A 16,313-nucleotide genomic window follows, 5' to 3' on the forward strand; every position below is an offset into this window, starting at 1 on the left:
TGCCTCCGCCCTGCTGAATGCAAACCCGGCCTTGGGTTCCCGCTCGCGCCGGGATGACGGGTGGAGCGTGTGAGGCAGGCAAGCACCGCCAGCGCCTTCGCCGTCGCCTCGCTCGGCATCGCCGCCTTCTCGACGATGGACGCGGTGATGAAGGACCTGTCGATCGGGATCGGCGCCTACAACGCCTTGCTGTGGCGGACGCTGGCCGGCGCGGTGATCGGCGGCGCGTTCTTCCTCGCCCGCCGCAGCCGCTGGCCGGGGCGCCAGGCGACGCGCCTCCATCTCATGCGCGGGATATTGTCGGCGGGGATGGCGATGCTGTTCTTCTGGGGGCTCGCCCGTGTGCCGCTCGCGCAAGGCGTGGCTTTGTCGTTCGTCGCACCGTTGATTGCGCTCCATCTCGCCGCCTGGCTCTTAAAGGAGAAGATCGAGCGCCAGGCGATCCTCGCTTCCGTGCTCGGCTTTGCCGGCGTGCTGGTCATCCTCGCCGGCCAGGCCGAGGCCGATCTCGGGCCCGAAGCCTTCCAGGGCGCGCTCGCGATCCTCGCCTCGGCCGGCCTCTACGCCTACAACATCATCCTGATGCGGCGGCAGGCGCTGGTGGCGCGGCCGCTCGAGGTCGCCTTCTTCATGAGCCTGATCATGACGGCCTGCTTCCTGCTTGCCGCGCCGGTCCTCGCCGTCGTGCCCGCGCCGGCGGAATGGCCGGCCATTCTCGGCGCGGCGCTTCTCGCCTTCGTCTCGCTGATGCTGCTCTCCTGGGCCTATGCCCGCGCCGAGGCCCAGCATCTCGCGCCGGTCGAATATACGGCGTTCGTCTGGGCGGCCTTCTTAGGCTATCTCGTGTTCGGCGAGCCGGTGCGCCCGCTCACTCTCGCGGGCGCGGCGATGATCGTCGCCGCCTGCATCATCGCGGCGCGCCGGCGCCCTGTCTCGATCGCGGAAATGGAAGCGGCTTTATGATGGCGTGGTTTTGGCTTGTTCTGGGTGGGCTCTTCGAAGTCGGCTTCACGACCTCGTTGCGCTTCGTCGACGGGTTCAAGAATCTCCCCTGGACGCTCACCTTCTTGGTCTCCGTGACGCTTTCGATGGGCCTGCTGGAAAAGGCCTCGCGCAGCATCCCGATGGGCACCGCCTACGCCGTCTGGGGCGGGATCGGCGCGGTCGGCACGGTGCTGGTCGGCATCTTCTTCTTCGAAGAAGCGGCCGGCGCGCTGCGCATCGCCCTCATCTTCGGCATCGTCGCCTGCATCGCCGGCCTGAAGCTCATCCACTGACGTGCGAGGTCAGCGGGCGGGCTCGAGCAAGGGCGCGACCGCGGGCATTGTCTCGACCGACTCCGCGAACGTGGGCGTAACCCGCTTCCTCGACGCCTGCTCATAGGCATAGCCCAGCGACAGGATCGCCGCGTCCGACCATTTGGGGCCGATGAAGCTGAGGCCGACCGGCAGTCCCTTAACCTCGCCCATCGGCACGGTGAGATGGGGATAACCGGCGACCGCGGCGAGGCTGCCCGCGCCGCCGCCGCCGATCTGATCGCCGTTGACCGCGTCGATCAGCCAAGCCGGCGGCATGGTAGGGCCGACGAGGGCGACGACGTCATGCTCCTTGAGCAGCCGATCGATGCCCTCGGGGCCCGACTTCGTGAAGGAGAAGTCGCGCGCCTTTTTATATTCGGGGTCGTCGAGGCCCTTGGTCTTTTCCGCCTTCTCGAAAATATCCTGGCCGAACAGCGCCATTTCGACCGGCTCGTTGGCCTTATTGAACGCGATTAGGTCGGCGAGCGTCCGCGTCTTTACCGCCGCTGGTGTCGTCGCGAGATAGGCGTTCATGTCGGTCTTGAGCTCGGCCAGAAGGACGGTGAACTCGTTCTTGCCGATCTCGCCGCGGCCCTCGAACGTCTCGATGTCGACGAGCGTCGCGCCCTGGGCCTTCAGCGTTGCGAGCGCTTCCTCGAACGCTTCGTCAGTGCGGAAGCCGGTGGCGAAGCGCATCACGCCGATCCTTTTGCCGCGCAGCGCATCGGGCGAGAGCGCAGCGGCATAATCTGCGCGGCGCCTGTCCGCCTCCGCCGTGATCGGATCGGCCGGGTCGCTGCCGGCCATCGCGGCCAGCACCAGCGCCGCTTCGCGGACCGTGCGGGTCATCGGCCCGGCCGTGTCCTGGCTGTGGCTGATCGGCACGATATAGGTGCGGCTGACGAGGCCGACGGTGGGCTTGAAGCCGACGACACCGTTAATCGCGGCCGGGCAGGTGATCGAGCCGTCCGTCTCCGATCCGATCGCCGCCGGCACCATTCCCGCGGCCACTGCCGCGCCGCTGCCCGAGCTCGATCCGCAGGTGTTGCGGTTGAGCGCGTGCGGATTGCGGGTCTGGCCGCCGACCGCGCTCCAGCCGGAGATCGAATCGCTCGATCGGATATTGGCCCATTCGGATAGATTGGCCTTGCCGACGATCACCGCGCCCGCCGCGCGCAGTCGCGCGACCAGAGGCGCATCGCGGTTCGTGACATTGTCCTTGAGCGCAAGGCTGCCGGCGGTGGTGGGCAACGGGCCCTTGGTCTCGATATTGTCCTTGATCAGGATGGGCATGCCGAACAAGGGCCCGCGCGCACGGCGCTGGCGATCGAGCGCTCGCGCCTGATCTCGCGCCGTCGGATCGACCGCGATCACGGCGTTGAGCCTGGGGTTCAGCGCCTCGATCCGCTGCAGCGCCGCCTCGGTCTGCGCCGTGGCGGTCGCCGGCGCCGCTACCGCCGGCGCGCCGAGCAGGAGGCAGACGCCGGCAAGGAGGCTGGAGCGGATCATTCTGGTCTCCTTAAGGGAGCGGCGCGAGCAGGGCGTCGAGCGAAGAGGGGCCGGTCCCCACCTTCTCCAGCACCGGATATTTCAGGCCGTCGTGATAATCGAGGTCGATCGTGCGGAAGAGGTCGCCCCTCTTCACGAGCAGCTTGATGGGCGCCTTGGTGCCCTTGGCGGCGGTGATGGCGCCCTTGAAATCGTCGTTCGAATATTCGCGGCCGTTGATCGCGACGATCTTGGTGCCGGTCGTCACGCCCTCATTGAAGAGGGGCGAATCCCAGGCGACGCCGTTGATCACGCCGTCCTTCCCGACGGTGATTCCGATCGCGTAGGTGAGATCGAGGATCTCGCGGTCGAGCTCGCGCGACTTGAAGTAGGCCGGCGGCGTCTCGCTATAGGCGAGGCGGTATCCGCCGCGCTTGATCCAATCGAGCGGCGCCTCCCCGACCCGCTCCACGCGCTGATGGAGATAGCCGGCCCAGTCGTAGGGCGTGACCGCGTTCAGCGTGCGAACGACGTCGTCGACCGTGTAGGTGGAGATGCCCTGGTCGCCGGGATTGATGCCGAAGAAGGCGCGGGCGAAATCGTCGATCGACTTCTGGCCGCCGGTCCGCTCGCGGATGATGCTGTCGACGTCGAGCCAGATCAGCATGCCCTCGCTGTAATAATCTTCCGAGCGCTGCCAGCTCGGCGACGGCTTGGGCAGGCGGGCACTGATGACGGGATCGTTGGTCGTGTCGATCAGCGGCCGCCAGTTCCGGCCCGGCATCGTCGCATAATAAGCGGCGGTGCGCGCGAGCTCGGCCTTGACGTCCTCGACCGGCATCATGCCCGAGCGTGCCGACAGGATGTTGCCCCAGAATTGCGTCTGGCCCTCATAGACCCACAGCAGGCTGTTCTGCATCGGCATGCGGTAGTCGGGCGTGAACAGGTCCGCGCCGCGCCGATACTTGCCGTCCCAGCTGTGGTTGAACTCGTGCGCAAGCAGGTCGCGCCCGGCCGAGCGCTTGTCCCACTCGGTGAAATATTCCCGCGGGTGGCTGTTCTCGGACGAGCGCAGATGCTCGAGGCCGATGCCGCCCATCTTGTCGGTCAAGGCGAGCAGGAATTCATATTCGTCATAATGCTTGGCGCCGTAGAGCTTGAGCGTCTGATCCACGAGGCGGCGGTGGGCCGCGATCTGCTCGGGCGTGGCGGCGAGATCGCTCGGCCGGTCGGCGAAGAGGTTGAGCCAGACGTCCTGGCCCAAATTCTCTCGGCGGAAATAGCGGCCGGCAAACATCGGCGAATCGACCAAAGTCTCGTAGGACACCGTCTTGTAGGTGATGCGGTCGCCCTGCTTTTTCGCGACGTCCAGCGAGGTCGCGCCCTGCCATCCCGCCGGGAGCGTGACGGAGGCGGTGATTGGGATCTTCCGGACGAAGGTGCCGGCCGGGTAGAGCGACATCTTCTCCCACTGAACGTTGAGCATGTCCGGGGTCATCGTGACGCGGCCCTGATTGGGCTCGGTCGGCGAGAGATGCTGGAACTCGACGTCGAGGCTCTTCACGCCGGCGGGCACGTCGACATGGAAGGCGTAGACGTCGGCCGGGTCGCGGCGCCAGGCGATCGGCTTGCCGTTGCCGCTGATCTTGAGACCGGCGATCGTGGCGATCGGCCCACGCGGCCCGTGATTGCCGGGCAGCCATTGCGGGTAGAGGAGGGTGAGCGGGCCGGCGCCGGCCACGGGTACCGTCTGCTTGACGCGGAAGATCGCGCGGGCGGTGTCGCGGGCGTCGACGTCGATCGTCAGGGTGCCGGGATAGGCGACGTCGCGGGCGGCCGGGATGCGATCGGTGCGGGACAGGGGCTGCGGCGCGCTGTCGGTCTGCGCGAAGGCCGGAGCGGAAAAAGCGAGGGCGAGGGAAAAGATCAGGCAGTGACGCAAGGGAGACTCTCCAGGACGAAAGCTTTGCGCTTTCGTGGCGGATCGTCTCCCCTGCGTCCAGTATCGTTGCGTCAGGCTGCGGCTTCGGCCTTCGCCTGGGTTGCGCGTTCGATTGCCTCGACGATGATGCGCTCGGCGTCGGCGCGGCCAAGCCAATGGCCGACACGCACCCACTTCTCGCTCTCGAGATCCTTATAGTGGGTGAAGAAATGCTCGATCTGCTGCTTGACGATCTGCGGCAGGTCGTCGGCTTCCTCGACATTCTGGTAATAAGGGAAGGTGGTGTCGACGGGCACGGCGAGGATCTTCTCGTCGCCGCCGGCTTCGTCCTCGAGCAGCAGCACCGCGATCGGGCGCACGCGCACGACGCAGCCCGGGATGAAGGGCGAGCGCGCCACGACCATCACGTCCAGCGGATCGCCGTCGGGCGACAGCGTGTGCGGGATGAAGCCGTAATTGGTCGGATAGCGCATCGGCGTGTGGAGGATTCGGTCCACGAATATCGCGCCCGACTTTTTGTCGAACTCGTATTTGACCGGCTCGCCGCCGACCGGGACTTCGATGATGGCGTTGATGCTGCGGGGCGGATCTTCGCCGATGGGGATGAGGTCGATGTTCATAGTGGCGCCCACCTAGGGCGGAAGCGCTTTCCACGCCACGCAAAAATGCTAAGGGCGCAACATGAGCAAGGGCCCCCAGCGTATCCGAGGCACCCAGGACATCTGGGGCGAGGAAGCAGACCGCTTCCAGACCGTCGTCGAAACGTTCGACCGCGTGCGGCGACTGTTCGCCTTTCAGCGTATCGAGATTCCGGTGTTCGAGGCGACCCAGGTCTTCTCGCGGTCGCTGGGCGAGACGACCGACGTCGTCTCCAAGGAGATGTACACGTTCGAGGATCGCGGCGGCGATTCGATCACGCTTCGTCCCGAATTCACGGCCGGCATCTGCCGCGCTTATCTGGGCGAGGGCTGGCAGCAGCTGGCGCCGCTCAAGGTCGCGACGCACGGTCCCGTCTTCCGTTACGAGCGCCCTCAAAAGGGCCGCTTCCGCCAGTTCCACCAGTTGGACGCCGAGATTATCGGTTCCGATTCGCCGGCGGCGGACGTGGAATTGCTGGTCTTTGCCGACCAGCTGTTGCGCGAGCTCGGCATCGCCGACGGGGTGACGCTGCAGCTCAACACGTTGGGCGATGCCGAGACCCGCGAGGCGTGGCGCACGGCCCTGGTCGCCCATTTCGAGGCGCATCGCGACCAATTGTCCGAGGACAGCCTCGCGCGGCTCGAGAAGAATCCGCTGCGCATCCTCGACAGCAAGGACCCCAAGGATCGGCCGGTCGCCGATGTCGCGCCGGAGATTGATGCCTTCCTGACGCCCGAAGCGGCCGACTTCTTCGCCAAGGTCACGGCCGGCCTCGACGCCGCCGGCGTCGCCTGGACGCGCAATGCGCGGCTGGTCCGCGGCCTCGATTATTACCGCCACACCGCGTTCGAATTCGTCACCGACCGCCTCGGCGCGCAGGGCACCGTGCTCGCCGGCGGACGCTATGACGGCCTGGTCGAGGCGCTCGGCGGCCCGCACACGCCCGCCGTCGGATGGGCCGCCGGCATCGAGCGGCTGGCGATGCTGCTCGACACGCCGGCGCCGCCTTCGGTCGACGTAGCGGTCGTGCCGCTCGGCGAACAGGCCGAGGCCGCCGCCCAGCGCGTGCTCGCCGATTTGCGCCGCGCCGGGGTGTCGGGCGACATGGCCTATAGGGGCAATATGAAGAAGCGGATGCAGAAGGCCGACGCCAGCGGCGCCCGGTTCGCGGTTATCCTCGGCGAGGACGAACTCGCGCGCGGCGAGGCAGCGCTGAAGGATCTGCGCAGCGGCGAACAGCGCAACGTCGGATTGGACCAGCTCGCGCAGGTTTTGAAACAATCATGAGCCTTTGCCGTCGCGCGGGGGTGTCATGACCTCGATCTCCGACCAGCGCATCGCGCAGATCGAGGCGCGCAAGGACGAATTGCAGAATGCGATGTCGGCGCCCAACCTGGCGCCCGACGCGTTCGTGCGCCTGTCCAAGGATTATGCCGAGATTGAGCCGGTCGCCGCGGCGGCGGCCGAGGTGCGGCGGCTGCGCGACGAACTGGAATCGCTCGCCGCGATGGCCGAGGATCCCGAGCTCAAGGAGATGGCGGCCGAGGAGGCCGAGGCGATCCGGCATCGGCTGCCCGAGGCGGAGCACGCGCTGGCGCTGAAATTGCTGCCGCGCGACGCCGCCGACGACCGGCCGGCGATGCTCGAAATCCGCGCCGGCACCGGCGGCGACGAGGCCGCCCTGTTCGCGGGCGACCTGTTCCGCATGTACCAGCGCTATGCCGAGGAGCAGGGCTGGCGGGTCGAGATGATCTCGGCCAACGCATCGGACGTCGGCGGCTTCAAGGAGGTCGTGGCCTCGGTCACCGGCCAGGGCGTGTTCGCCAAATTGAAGTTCGAAAGCGGCGTGCACCGCGTCCAGCGTGTGCCCGCGACCGAGAGCGGCGGCCGCATCCACACGTCCGCCGCCACCGTCGCCGTGCTGCCGGAGGCCGAGGAGGTCGACGTCCAGATCGACGACAAGGATCTGCGCATCGACGTCTACCGCTCGTCGGGCCCGGGCGGGCAGTCGGTCAACACGACCGACAGCGCGGTCCGCATCACCCACCTTCCCAGCGGCCTCGTCGTCATCCAGCAGGACGAGAAATCGCAGCACAAGAACAAGGCCAAGGCGCTGAAGGTTCTGCGCACCCGGCTCTACGAGCTGGAGCGCGAGCGCCTCGCCAGCGAGCGCGCCGGCGCGCGCAAGTCGATGGTCGGATCGGGCGACCGGTCCGAGCGCATCCGTACCTACAATTTTCCGCAGGGCCGCGTGACGGACCACCGCATCAATCTGACGCTGCACCGGCTGCCCGAGATTCTCGCCGGGCCGGGGCTCGGCGAGCTCGTCTCGGCGCTGATCGCCGAGGACCAGTCCGAGCGCCTCGCCGCGGTCGCCGAAGGCTGATGAAGGTACGGGCCGCCCTCGCGGCCGCGGCCGAGCGGCTGGCCGACACCAGCGAGACCGCGCGGCTCGACGCCGAATTGCTGATGGCGCACGCGCTGGGCGTCGAGCGCGATGGGCTTTTGCTCTCCGGTCTCGACCGGGACGCGCCCGAGGCGTTCGAAACGCTCGTGCGGCGACGCGAAGCCGGCGAGCCGGTCGCCTACATTACCGGCCGCCGCGCCTTCTGGACGATCGAACTGGAGGTCGGCCCCGGCGTGCTGGTGCCGCGGCCGGACAGCGAAACCCTGATCGACGCCGCGCTCGCTCATTTCGGCAAGACGGGGCCGAAGACGATTCTCGACCTCGGCACTGGGCCGGGCAGCCTGTTGCTGGCCGCGCTCGACCAGTGGCCCGAGGCGCGCGGCTGCGGCGTCGACCGTTCGGAGGCGGCGCTGGCGATCGCAATCCGCAACGCCGAACGGCTCGGCCTCGCCGATCGCGCAAATTTCGTGCGCGGCGACTGGGGGGAGGGGCTGGACGCGCGGTTCGACCTCATCCTGTGCAACCCGCCTTATATCGAGGCTTCGGCCAGCCTGCCGCGCGACGTCGCCGAGTGGGAGCCGCACGAGGCCTTGTTCGCAGGGCCCGACGGTCTCGCCGATTATCGGCGGCTCGCGCCCCAGATCGGCGCTTTGCTGGCGCCGGGCGGGATCGCCTGCTTCGAAATCGGCGCAGGACAGGAAGCGGATGCGGGCGCGCTTTTCCGCGCTGCGGGCTTCAATGTTGCAGCGCGAAAGGATCTTGCCGGCCACGCCCGCTGCCTAGTCTTAAGGCCTTGATCCAGCTCAATCATCTTTCCGCTTGGAAATCTTCGTCCGAATAGTTACATAGGCGACAGGGACGGGGCCAATCACAGCGTTGAATGCGTGAGGCTTTCCGTCGCCGACCCCCGATTGCTCTGGCGTCTTCGGACGATCCTGGCGTGAGGAGGCGGGAGCCGCAATGCGGCCAGCCGCCGTGGGAGTCGCGCAAACCTGACGGCCGGGAAGGGCCCGGCCGATGGAGTGGCAAAAGAAGACCACCAGACGAGGGCTTACAGCTTGATCAATAATCGTCAGAACGGCCGTCGTCGCGGCCGCGGCGGCGGGCCCCGCTCGCCGGGGAGCGTTCCCAGCCAGGGCAACCGCCAAGACAATCGCTCGCGCGGCAATGCCGCCCAGCTTCACGAGAAGTACAAGGCGCTTGCGCGGGATACCCAACTCGCCGGCGACCGCGTCCAGACCGAATATTATCTCCAGTTCGCGGACCATTATTTTCGCGTACTCAATGAGACCCGCGCGCGCTTCGAAGAGCAGCGCCCCCGCCGCGACGACTTCAACTCCTATGAGGATGAAGACCAGGACGAGGCGGTGAACGCCGATTCCGGCGACGAGCAGGACGAGCAGCAGGAAGAGCGCGGCGATCGCGAGCAGCGGCAGGACCGCAACCGCGGGCGCGCCCGCGAGCAGCGTGCCGAGCGCCAGGACCGCGAGCCGCGGCCCGAGCGCCAGGATCGCGAGCCGCCGCGCAGCGACCGCGAGGACCGGCCCGAGCGCGCCGCGCGCGACGAAGCCGAGCCGCGCAGCATCGGCGAACTCCGTCCCCGCCGCGCGCGCCGCACCCGCGACGACAATGCTGAGCAGGGCGACGAGCGCATCTCGCTCGACGTGCTGCCCCCGGCCATCGCCCCGGTGCCGATCAACGACGATGCCGACGAGGCGCCGAAGCCCCGCCGCCGCACGCGCCGTCCGCGCGCGGATGAGGGCGATGCGGAGATCGCTCCCGCCGCCTAATCGCTCGGGCATGACAAAAAATGGGGCGGTGGCCGTAGGGCCGCCGCCCTTTTTGTTGTCAAGAAACAGCCATGCCATTGTCACGCATTCGACGCGCGACTGCCGCGTCTTTTACCTCCTCGGCGCCCCTTCTTTCGCGATTGCGGTAGTCGGAGCCGGGCCAGGCCCTTGTAATTGCGTCCTGCTGTTGCCGATGGGCTCCACCGAGCGTTGTCACAAAAGTGCAATGCACGAGTCATCAAACAATCATGTGAACGTCTTACCTCCGCCCCGGGCCCAAGCCCGTCACTGGGGAATCACGTACCATGAACACCAAGTTATTCCTGCTGGCCCTGCTGGGAAGCAGTTCGATCGCGGCGCCGGCTCTGGCGCAGGACAATGCGGCCGAAGCGGCGCTGTCGCCGGAGCAGGAGGCTGCCAGGACCGCGGCGCTCGAAGCGCAGGTCGCGGCGCTGCAGCAGCAGCTCGACGCGATCAAGAAGGCGCTGCCCGCCTCGAAGCCGAGCTGGAAGGGCGCGCCACAGTTCGAAGACAAGGAAAGCGGCTGGTCGTTCAAGCCGCGCGGGCGCCTGCAATATGACGCCGCCTGGGTGGGCCGCCCCGAAGGCGTCACCGATCCGGGCCTCGGCTTTTCCAACGAAGCCCGCCGCCTGCGCCTCGGCGCCGAGGGTTCGATCCCGGGCGGCTTCGGCTACAAGTTCGAAGTCGATTTCGCCGACAACGAGGTCGACGTCACCGACGCGATCCTGACCTACAGCCCGGCCAAGGGCGTCGGCCTCAATTTCGGCCAGCACAACAATTACCAGTCGCTGGAAGAGCTCACCAGCTCGCGCTTCTCGTCCTTCATCGAGCGCGCCGCCTTTACCGACGCGTTCAACTTCGAACGCCGCGTCGGCCTCTCGGCGACCTATGCGACCGGAGACCTGCTGCTCGCCGGCGGCGTCTTCACCGACAATATCTCCGACCTCGCCAATAGCGGCGATGCGGATCACCTCGGCGACGAGAATAATGCGCTGAGCTTCGACGGCCGCGTCGTCTATGCGCCGAAGCTGGGCAAGACCCAGCTCCACCTCGGCGCCTCCGCCCACATGCGCGACAATGGCGACACCGACGAGGCGGGCGTCACCACCCGCTATCGCCAGCGTCCGCTCGTCCACACGACCAACAGCCGCTTCCTCTCCACCCCGGCGCTCGCCGTCGAGAAGGAGACCAGCTACGGCCTCGAGGCGGCGGTGATCCACGGCCCGTTCCACGCCGCCGGCGAGGTGCACTGGCTCGATGCCGACCGGATGGACCCGGCCCCGACCGCCAACTTCTTCGGCGGCTATGCCGAGGTCGGCTATTATCTCACCGGCGAGACCCGCGGCTACAAGGGCGGCCAGTTCGACCGCACCAAGGTGCTGAGGCCGGTCGGCGACGGCGGCATCGGCGCCTTCCAGATCAACCTGCGCTACGACATGGTCGACTTGAACGACGACCTGATCCGCGGCGGCAAGCAGGACGGCTTCCAGGCCTCCCTGATCTGGATCCCGCAGGATCACGTCCGCTTCATGCTGAACTATGCCCGTTTGAACTATAAGGATGCGGCAATCGTCGCGGCGGGCGGCGACCGCGACTACGGCATCGACGTGATCGGCGCCCGCGCCCAGATCGACTTCTAAGCCGCTCTCATCCTTCGGGATTGACAGCTAAGGTAACAATGTAACATGCTCCTGTCGGCGACCCCGACAGGAGCATTTGCTTATGCGTCACCTTGTGCTGCTTACCGGGGCCCTAGCCGCCTCGGCCATTGCCGGTCCCGCTTCCGCTCAGAAGGCCCAGGGCGACGTCGCGATCACGATCTACAATAACGATCTCGCGCTGGTGCAGGACACCCGCCAGATCGCCTTTCCCGCGGGGCGCTCGCGCCAGGAATTTCCCGATGTCTCCGCCCGCATCCGTCCCGAGACGGTGACGCTGTCGGGCCAGGGCCTCGAGATCGTCGAGCAGAATTTCGACTTCGATCTCCTCTCGCCCCAGGCGCTCATGCAGAAGGCGGTCGGCGAAACCATCACCCTCGTGCGCACCAATCCCGCCAACGGGCAGGAGGTGCGCGAGCGCGCCACCGTGCTGGCGGCGAATGGCGGTGTCGTCCTCCGCATCGGCGATCGGATCGAGGTGCTGCGCGACGACGGCCTGCCGGTGCGCGTGATCTTCGACAAGGTGCCCGAAAATCTTCGCGCGCGCCCGACCCTGTCGGTGACGCTCGAGAGCCGCGGCGGCGGCACGCGGCCGGCGACCCTGAGCTATCTGACGCCCGGGCTCGGCTGGAAGGCCGATTACGTCACCATGTTCGACGAGAAGGCCGGCCGGATCGACGTGCAGGGCTGGATCACGCTCAGCAATACCAGCGGCACCACCTACACCAATGCCGACACATTGCTGGTCGCCGGACAGGCGCAGCAACTGAATGGGCAGTCTTATTACGATCCGCGTCGCGGCTATCGTCCGCCGCCGCCGCCGCCGCCGCCGCCGATGCGCCAGCCCGGAACGGAAACCTCCGGGCGAGAGCGGCTCGGCGACTTCTACCTCTATCCGCTGCCGGAGCGGACCACGATCGCCAACCAGCAGACCAAGCAGGTGAGCTTTCTCGACGTGGTCGGGGCCCCGGGCCGCCGCGCCTACGAATATCGCAACCCCTGGCTCGGCACGCTGGAGGAAGCGCGCAGCGCCGACACCGTCCTCAAATTCTCGACCTCGCGCGAACAGGGCCTGGGCGACGCGCTCCCGGCTGGCATCGTCCGCGTCTACATGAAGGACCGCCGGGGCAACGCCCAGTTCATCGGCGAAAACGCGATCGGCCACACGCCGATGGGCTCCGAGCTCGGCCTCAAGACCGGCGAGGCCTTCGACGTGAAGTTGCAGCCGGTGGTGGAAAAGCGCGAGCGGATCGGCGAGGCGCGCTGGCGGACCGCGATGCGCTACACGCTCACCAACGCGCGGCCCGAGCCGGTGACGGTCGATCTCTTCCAAAGCGGCCTCGACGCCTGGTGGAACGACACCCGCATCGTCGAGGAAAGCCAGAAGAGCGAGCGGCTGTCGTCCAACCAGGCGGTGTGGCGCGTCTCCGTCCCCGCCAACGGCTCCGCGACCGTCACCGCCATCTTCGACACACGTTACTAAGGGCCCGACGTGCGCCTGCCCTTCCGTCATTCCCGCGAACGCGGGAATCCCGATTTCCTCCTTAAGCCGGGAAGCGGGGAGAAGCGGGATTCCCGCTTTCACGGGAAAGACGGGTTGGCGATCGCCCTGCTGCTGGCCTCCGCTCCGCTCCAGGCGCAACAGATCGCCACCTCGCCAGCGCCCGATGCGGTAGCGGTCACCGTCTATCGCGACCCCAGCCGTGCGACCGGCCAGGCCATGCAGCTGGACTGGCTGAACGGTTTTGCCCTGATCAGCGAGACCCGCACGATCACCATCCCGGCCGGCGATGCTGAAATCCGCTTCGAGGGCGTGGCTGGCGGCATCCTTCCCGAAAGCGCGATCGTGACCGGCCTGCCGCAACGCGTCGCCGAGAAGAACCAGGACGCCTGGCTGCTGTCGCCCGCCAGCCTGCTGGACCGCTCGCTCGGGCGTCGGGTCCATCTGCGCCGCACGTCGCGCGCGACCGGGGAAGTGCGCGAGCAGGAGGCCGTGATCCGATCGGGCGCGGACGGCGCGGTCGTGCTCCAGACCGAAGACGGGTTCGAGGCCCTGCGCTGCACGGGCCTCAATGAGACGATCGTCTATCCGTCGGTGCCGGAAGGGCTTTCCGCCAAACCCACGCTTTCGGTGCGCACGACCAGCGACCGCGCGGTCGCCGCGACCTTGACCTTGTCCTATCTCGCCAGCGGCTTCGACTGGCAGGCGAATTATATCGGGACATTGTCGCCCGCCGGCGACCGGCTCGACTTGTTTGCCTGGGTAACCCTGGCCAGTGGCGACGAGACCAGCTTCGTTCGCGCCGAGACCCAGGCCGTCGCCGGGAGGCTCAACCGCGACCAGAATGTTCGTCCGCCGCCGCCGCGCAGCGAGCCGCTCAACCTGCAATGCTGGCCGGCCGGTACGACCAGCGACATCCCACACGAGGAGCAAGGCGGCTATCCGCCGCCTCCGCCGCCACCGCCTCCTCCGCCACCGCCGCCGATGATGGCGGCGGAGAATATCGTCGTCACCGGCTCCCGCGTCGCGATGAAGGCGGAGCAGGAGGACCTCGGCGACCTCAAGCTCTATCGAATCCCCGAACCGGTCACCGTGGCGGCGAACAGCCAGAAACAGGTGGCGATGCTCGAGAAGAACGGCGTGAAGGTCGACCGCGTCTACCGGGCGCAAGTGTTTGGCAGCGCCGCGCAACAGCAGGCGCGCACGATGATGATCCTGCGGACCAAGAATCGCACGGCCGAAGGGCTCGGCCTCCCGCTCCCGGCCGGCGGCGTCGCCCTGTTCAGCGCCGGGCAGGCGCGCCCGATCCTGCTCGGCCAAGGCTCGATCGCCGACAAGGCGGTCGGCGAGGATGTCGAGATCGAGGTGGCGGAATCGACCGGCGTCATCGCCCGAGTGGTGAAGACGGGCGGCGACGACGCCACAGGCGACTTCCTGCTCACCGTCACCAACGATCAGGCGCGGCCGGTGCGTTTCGAAGCCGATTTCGCCGAGGTCGACCTGGTCGCCGAGGGCCGGATCGGCCGCCGCAACGGCCGGCCTTTATGGAGCGCGACGGTGCCGGCGAACGGCTCCGTGACGCTGCGTTACCGGCTGCGCGCCCAGCATTAATCCGCCGGCAGCGGCCGCGGCCGATTATTCTCGTCGAGCGCAACGAAGGTGAACAAGGCGTCGGTCACCTTTACCTCTTGGCTGCCGCGCTCGCGCGTCGCGATCACCTCGATGCGGATGCCCATCGACGTTCGGCCGGTGCGCTCGATGCGCGCATAGACCGAGATGATGTCGTGGAGCAGAATCGGGGCGATGAACTCCATCGCCTCGATCGCCACGGTCGCGACGGCGCCCTGGGCGCGGTGCGACGCGACGATGCCGGCGGCGATGTCCATCTGCGAGAGGACCCAGCCGCCGAAGATGTGGCCGTTGGCATTGATATCGCCCGGGCGCGGGACGACGCGCAGGATCGCTTCGCCCCTATCGCCCACCGGTTTCGCTCCGCTGCGCGCCATCGGCGTGGCCGCCGCGGCCGCTGAAATAGACGAGCCCGATCAGCCCGGTGCCGGCCAGGGCGGCAAAGCCGAAGCCGGCGACGGTGGCGATCAGCAGGGGAAGCGGGATCGCGACGCCGCTGCCCTTGAGGGTCAGGAGGACGAGCGGGGCGGCGACGGCCGCCGCCAGCATCACGCGTCTGTAGCGCCGCCAGGCGCGCGCCAGGCGGATCGTGCGCTGGGCGGGCGCGAGGATCGGTTCGGATGGGGTCATGCTTCCATTTGGCGGTGGGCCATGGGATCATCAAGCCGAGTCGGTAAAAAAGGAGCCTGCGTCATGACCATCGCCGCGATTCTGGGACGCAAGGGCGACACCGTCTACAGCACCGAATGCGATACGCCGGTGCGCGACGCGGTCGCCATGCTGGCCGGGCGTCGCATCGGCGCGCTTCCGGTGCTGAAGGCCGGCCGCGTGGTCGGGATCATGTCCGAGCGCGACGTCATCTATTGCCTGCAGAGTGACGGCGCAGTCGTCCTCGACTGGCCGGTCGAGCGGGTGATGACCTCGCCGGCGATCACGGTCGACCCCGATTTCTCGGTGATGGCCGCTTTGTCGCTAATGACCCAGCGCCGCATGCGCCATCTGCCGGTGGTGTGGCAGGAGCGCCTGATCGGCCTCGTGTCGATCGGCGACCTCGTCAAATATCGGATCGACCGGATCGAGGCCGAGGCCGAGGCGATGCGCGAATATATCCAGAGCGCCTAGCCGACGCGGACGCGGCGCGGCAAAGCGTCGCGCAGGCTGGCGAGCATGCCCGCCACTTCGTCGCGCACCGGGTGGCGGACCAGGAAGATCGTCGCCAGCCAGCACAGGCCGCCCGCCGCAGCGAGCGCCGCGAGTGCGGCAAAGTCGGTTTCGGCGGGGCTGCTCCAGCGCCAGTAATAGAGAAGGAGCGGCGCCACCGTCGCCGCGGTCGCGATCAGGCTGCGGACGTAGAGCGCGATCATGTCGCGCCAGGCAAAGCCGACTAAGCCGCGCATGAAGCCGGCATAGATGACGAACCAGACGATTCCCCAGGCGATGCGCGACGCCGCCGCCCATTCGAGGCTCCACAATGCGCCCGCTACGAGCAGCCCGATCGACGCGATCGTGTCGAGGATGTTGAGCAGCAACAGGCGCCGCATCCGGCCGAGCAGGATCGGCAGCTCCATGTGCAGTGGCAGAGCGGTGAAGGCGAATTCGGAAAGGGCGATCCAGGTCAGCAACGGCGCCACGCCTGCCCAGAGCGGTCCGTAGAGCATCAGCACCAAAGGCGTCGAAGCCGCGGCGAGGAAGGCCATGGCCGGCCAGGTGACCGCGCTGTAGCCCGAGACGACGCGCAAATAGGGGGCGGCGAGATCCTCGCCATTGTCGCGCAGCCGCGCGAAGGCGGGATAGAAGACGCCGCCGATCGCGCCGCTCACCAATTGGCGGAGCTGCCCGGCGAGGCCGACGGCGCGGCCCCACAGGCCGACGGCCGCGAAATCGAGCAGGCGGCCGAGCACCAGCTCGGGCGAGCGCGTGCCGACCGCGCCGCTGACATA

General features: G+C 67.7%; 16 protein-coding genes (1 of these 16 cut by a window edge). 10 read left to right on the top strand and 6 right to left on the bottom strand.

Annotation, left to right across the window (positions count from 1 at the left end):
* Window positions 1-69 precede the first annotated feature (69 nt).
* Together SH591_RS11265 and SH591_RS11270 are read left to right on the top strand one after the other, a co-directional pair.
* Window positions 70-963, top strand: a complete 894-nt coding sequence (locus tag SH591_RS11265) for a DMT family transporter (RefSeq protein ID WP_416385182.1) — start codon at window positions 70-72, stop codon at window positions 961-963.
* Complete coding sequence (locus SH591_RS11270; protein ID WP_324749198.1) at window positions 960-1,277, top strand: DMT family transporter; 318 nt, start codon at window positions 960-962, stop codon at window positions 1,275-1,277. The genes SH591_RS11265 and SH591_RS11270 overlap by 4 nt, the downstream gene beginning before the upstream one ends.
* A gap of 9 nt (window positions 1,278-1,286) precedes the next feature.
* On the opposite strand, the gene SH591_RS11275 is transcribed toward SH591_RS11270, so the two are convergent.
* The 3 genes from SH591_RS11275 to ppa all read right to left on the bottom strand — a co-directional run bounded on the left by SH591_RS11275 (window position 1,287) and on the right by ppa (window position 5,348).
* Window positions 1,287-2,807 carry an amidase gene (locus tag SH591_RS11275; RefSeq protein WP_324749199.1) on the bottom strand — a complete coding sequence of 507 codons (1,521 nt, stop codon included), beginning with the start codon at window positions 2,805-2,807 and terminating at the stop codon, window positions 1,287-1,289.
* A 10-nt stretch (window positions 2,808-2,817) separates the two neighbouring features.
* The gene (locus tag SH591_RS11280) at window positions 2,818-4,728 is read right to left on the bottom strand and encodes a M61 family metallopeptidase (protein ID WP_324749200.1); all 1,911 of its coding nucleotides are present in this window, start codon (window positions 4,726-4,728) and stop codon (window positions 2,818-2,820) included.
* A gap of 71 nt (window positions 4,729-4,799) precedes the next feature.
* Complete coding sequence (gene ppa, locus SH591_RS11285; protein WP_322831599.1) at window positions 4,800-5,348, bottom strand: inorganic diphosphatase; 549 nt, start codon at window positions 5,346-5,348, stop codon at window positions 4,800-4,802.
* Between the two features lie 61 nt (window positions 5,349-5,409).
* On the opposite strand from ppa, the gene hisS reads away from it, so the two are divergent.
* From hisS to SH591_RS11320, 7 genes are all read left to right on the top strand, one after another.
* Window positions 5,410-6,654, top strand: a complete 1,245-nt coding sequence (gene hisS, locus SH591_RS11290; RefSeq protein WP_324749201.1) for a histidine--tRNA ligase — start codon at window positions 5,410-5,412, stop codon at window positions 6,652-6,654.
* A 25-nt stretch (window positions 6,655-6,679) separates the two neighbouring features.
* Window positions 6,680-7,753 carry a peptide chain release factor 1 gene (prfA, locus tag SH591_RS11295; protein ID WP_324749202.1) on the top strand — a complete coding sequence of 358 codons (1,074 nt, stop codon included), beginning with the start codon at window positions 6,680-6,682 and terminating at the stop codon, window positions 7,751-7,753.
* Window positions 7,753-8,571: a peptide chain release factor N(5)-glutamine methyltransferase gene (prmC, locus tag SH591_RS11300; RefSeq protein ID WP_324749203.1), complete on the top strand. Its 819-nt coding sequence runs from the start codon at window positions 7,753-7,755 to the stop codon at window positions 8,569-8,571. Before prfA ends, prmC begins: the two co-directional genes overlap by 1 nt.
* A 261-nt stretch (window positions 8,572-8,832) precedes the next feature.
* Complete coding sequence (locus SH591_RS11305; protein WP_324749204.1) at window positions 8,833-9,564, top strand: DUF4167 domain-containing protein; 732 nt, start codon at window positions 8,833-8,835, stop codon at window positions 9,562-9,564.
* 305 nt (window positions 9,565-9,869) lie between these two features.
* Window positions 9,870-11,225, top strand: coding sequence for an OprO/OprP family phosphate-selective porin (locus SH591_RS11310; RefSeq protein WP_324749205.1), 1,356 nt, complete (start codon window positions 9,870-9,872; stop codon window positions 11,223-11,225).
* 82 nt (window positions 11,226-11,307) lie between these two features.
* Window positions 11,308-12,726, top strand: coding sequence for a DUF4139 domain-containing protein (locus SH591_RS11315; protein WP_324749206.1), 1,419 nt, complete (start codon window positions 11,308-11,310; stop codon window positions 12,724-12,726).
* 114 nt (window positions 12,727-12,840) lie between these two features.
* A complete protein-coding gene (locus tag SH591_RS11320) occupies window positions 12,841-14,355 on the top strand; it encodes a DUF4139 domain-containing protein (RefSeq protein ID WP_324749207.1) in 1,515 nt (504 codons plus the stop codon).
* Here SH591_RS11320 and SH591_RS11325 read toward each other — a convergent pair.
* Together SH591_RS11325 and SH591_RS11330 are read right to left on the bottom strand one after the other, a co-directional pair.
* Window positions 14,352-14,726, bottom strand: a complete 375-nt coding sequence (locus SH591_RS11325) for an acyl-CoA thioesterase (RefSeq protein ID WP_322831607.1) — start codon at window positions 14,724-14,726, stop codon at window positions 14,352-14,354. The genes SH591_RS11320 and SH591_RS11325 overlap by 4 nt on opposite strands.
* Window positions 14,716-15,003, bottom strand: a complete 288-nt coding sequence (locus SH591_RS11330) for a hypothetical protein (RefSeq protein WP_324749208.1) — start codon at window positions 15,001-15,003, stop codon at window positions 14,716-14,718. The genes SH591_RS11325 and SH591_RS11330 overlap by 11 nt, the downstream gene beginning before the upstream one ends.
* Window positions 15,004-15,066: 63 nt before the next feature.
* Here SH591_RS11330 and SH591_RS11335 point away from each other — a divergent pair, with 63 nt between their 5' ends.
* Entirely contained in the window at window positions 15,067-15,495 is a 429-nt protein-coding gene (locus tag SH591_RS11335; RefSeq protein WP_324749209.1) for a CBS domain-containing protein, read from the top strand.
* Here the strand turns inward: SH591_RS11335 and SH591_RS11340 are convergent.
* Window positions 15,492-16,313 carry the 3' portion of an oligosaccharide flippase family protein gene (locus tag SH591_RS11340; RefSeq protein ID WP_324751372.1) on the bottom strand. It continues 642 nt past the right edge of the window, so the window shows 822 of its 1,464 coding nt (coding positions 643-1,464); its start codon lies beyond the right edge, outside the window; it ends in the stop codon at window positions 15,492-15,494. The genes SH591_RS11335 and SH591_RS11340 overlap by 4 nt on opposite strands.

The organism is Sphingomonas sp. LY54 (assembly GCF_035594035.1).
In the GTDB taxonomy this organism is placed as follows: domain Bacteria; phylum Pseudomonadota; class Alphaproteobacteria; order Sphingomonadales; family Sphingomonadaceae; genus Allosphingosinicella.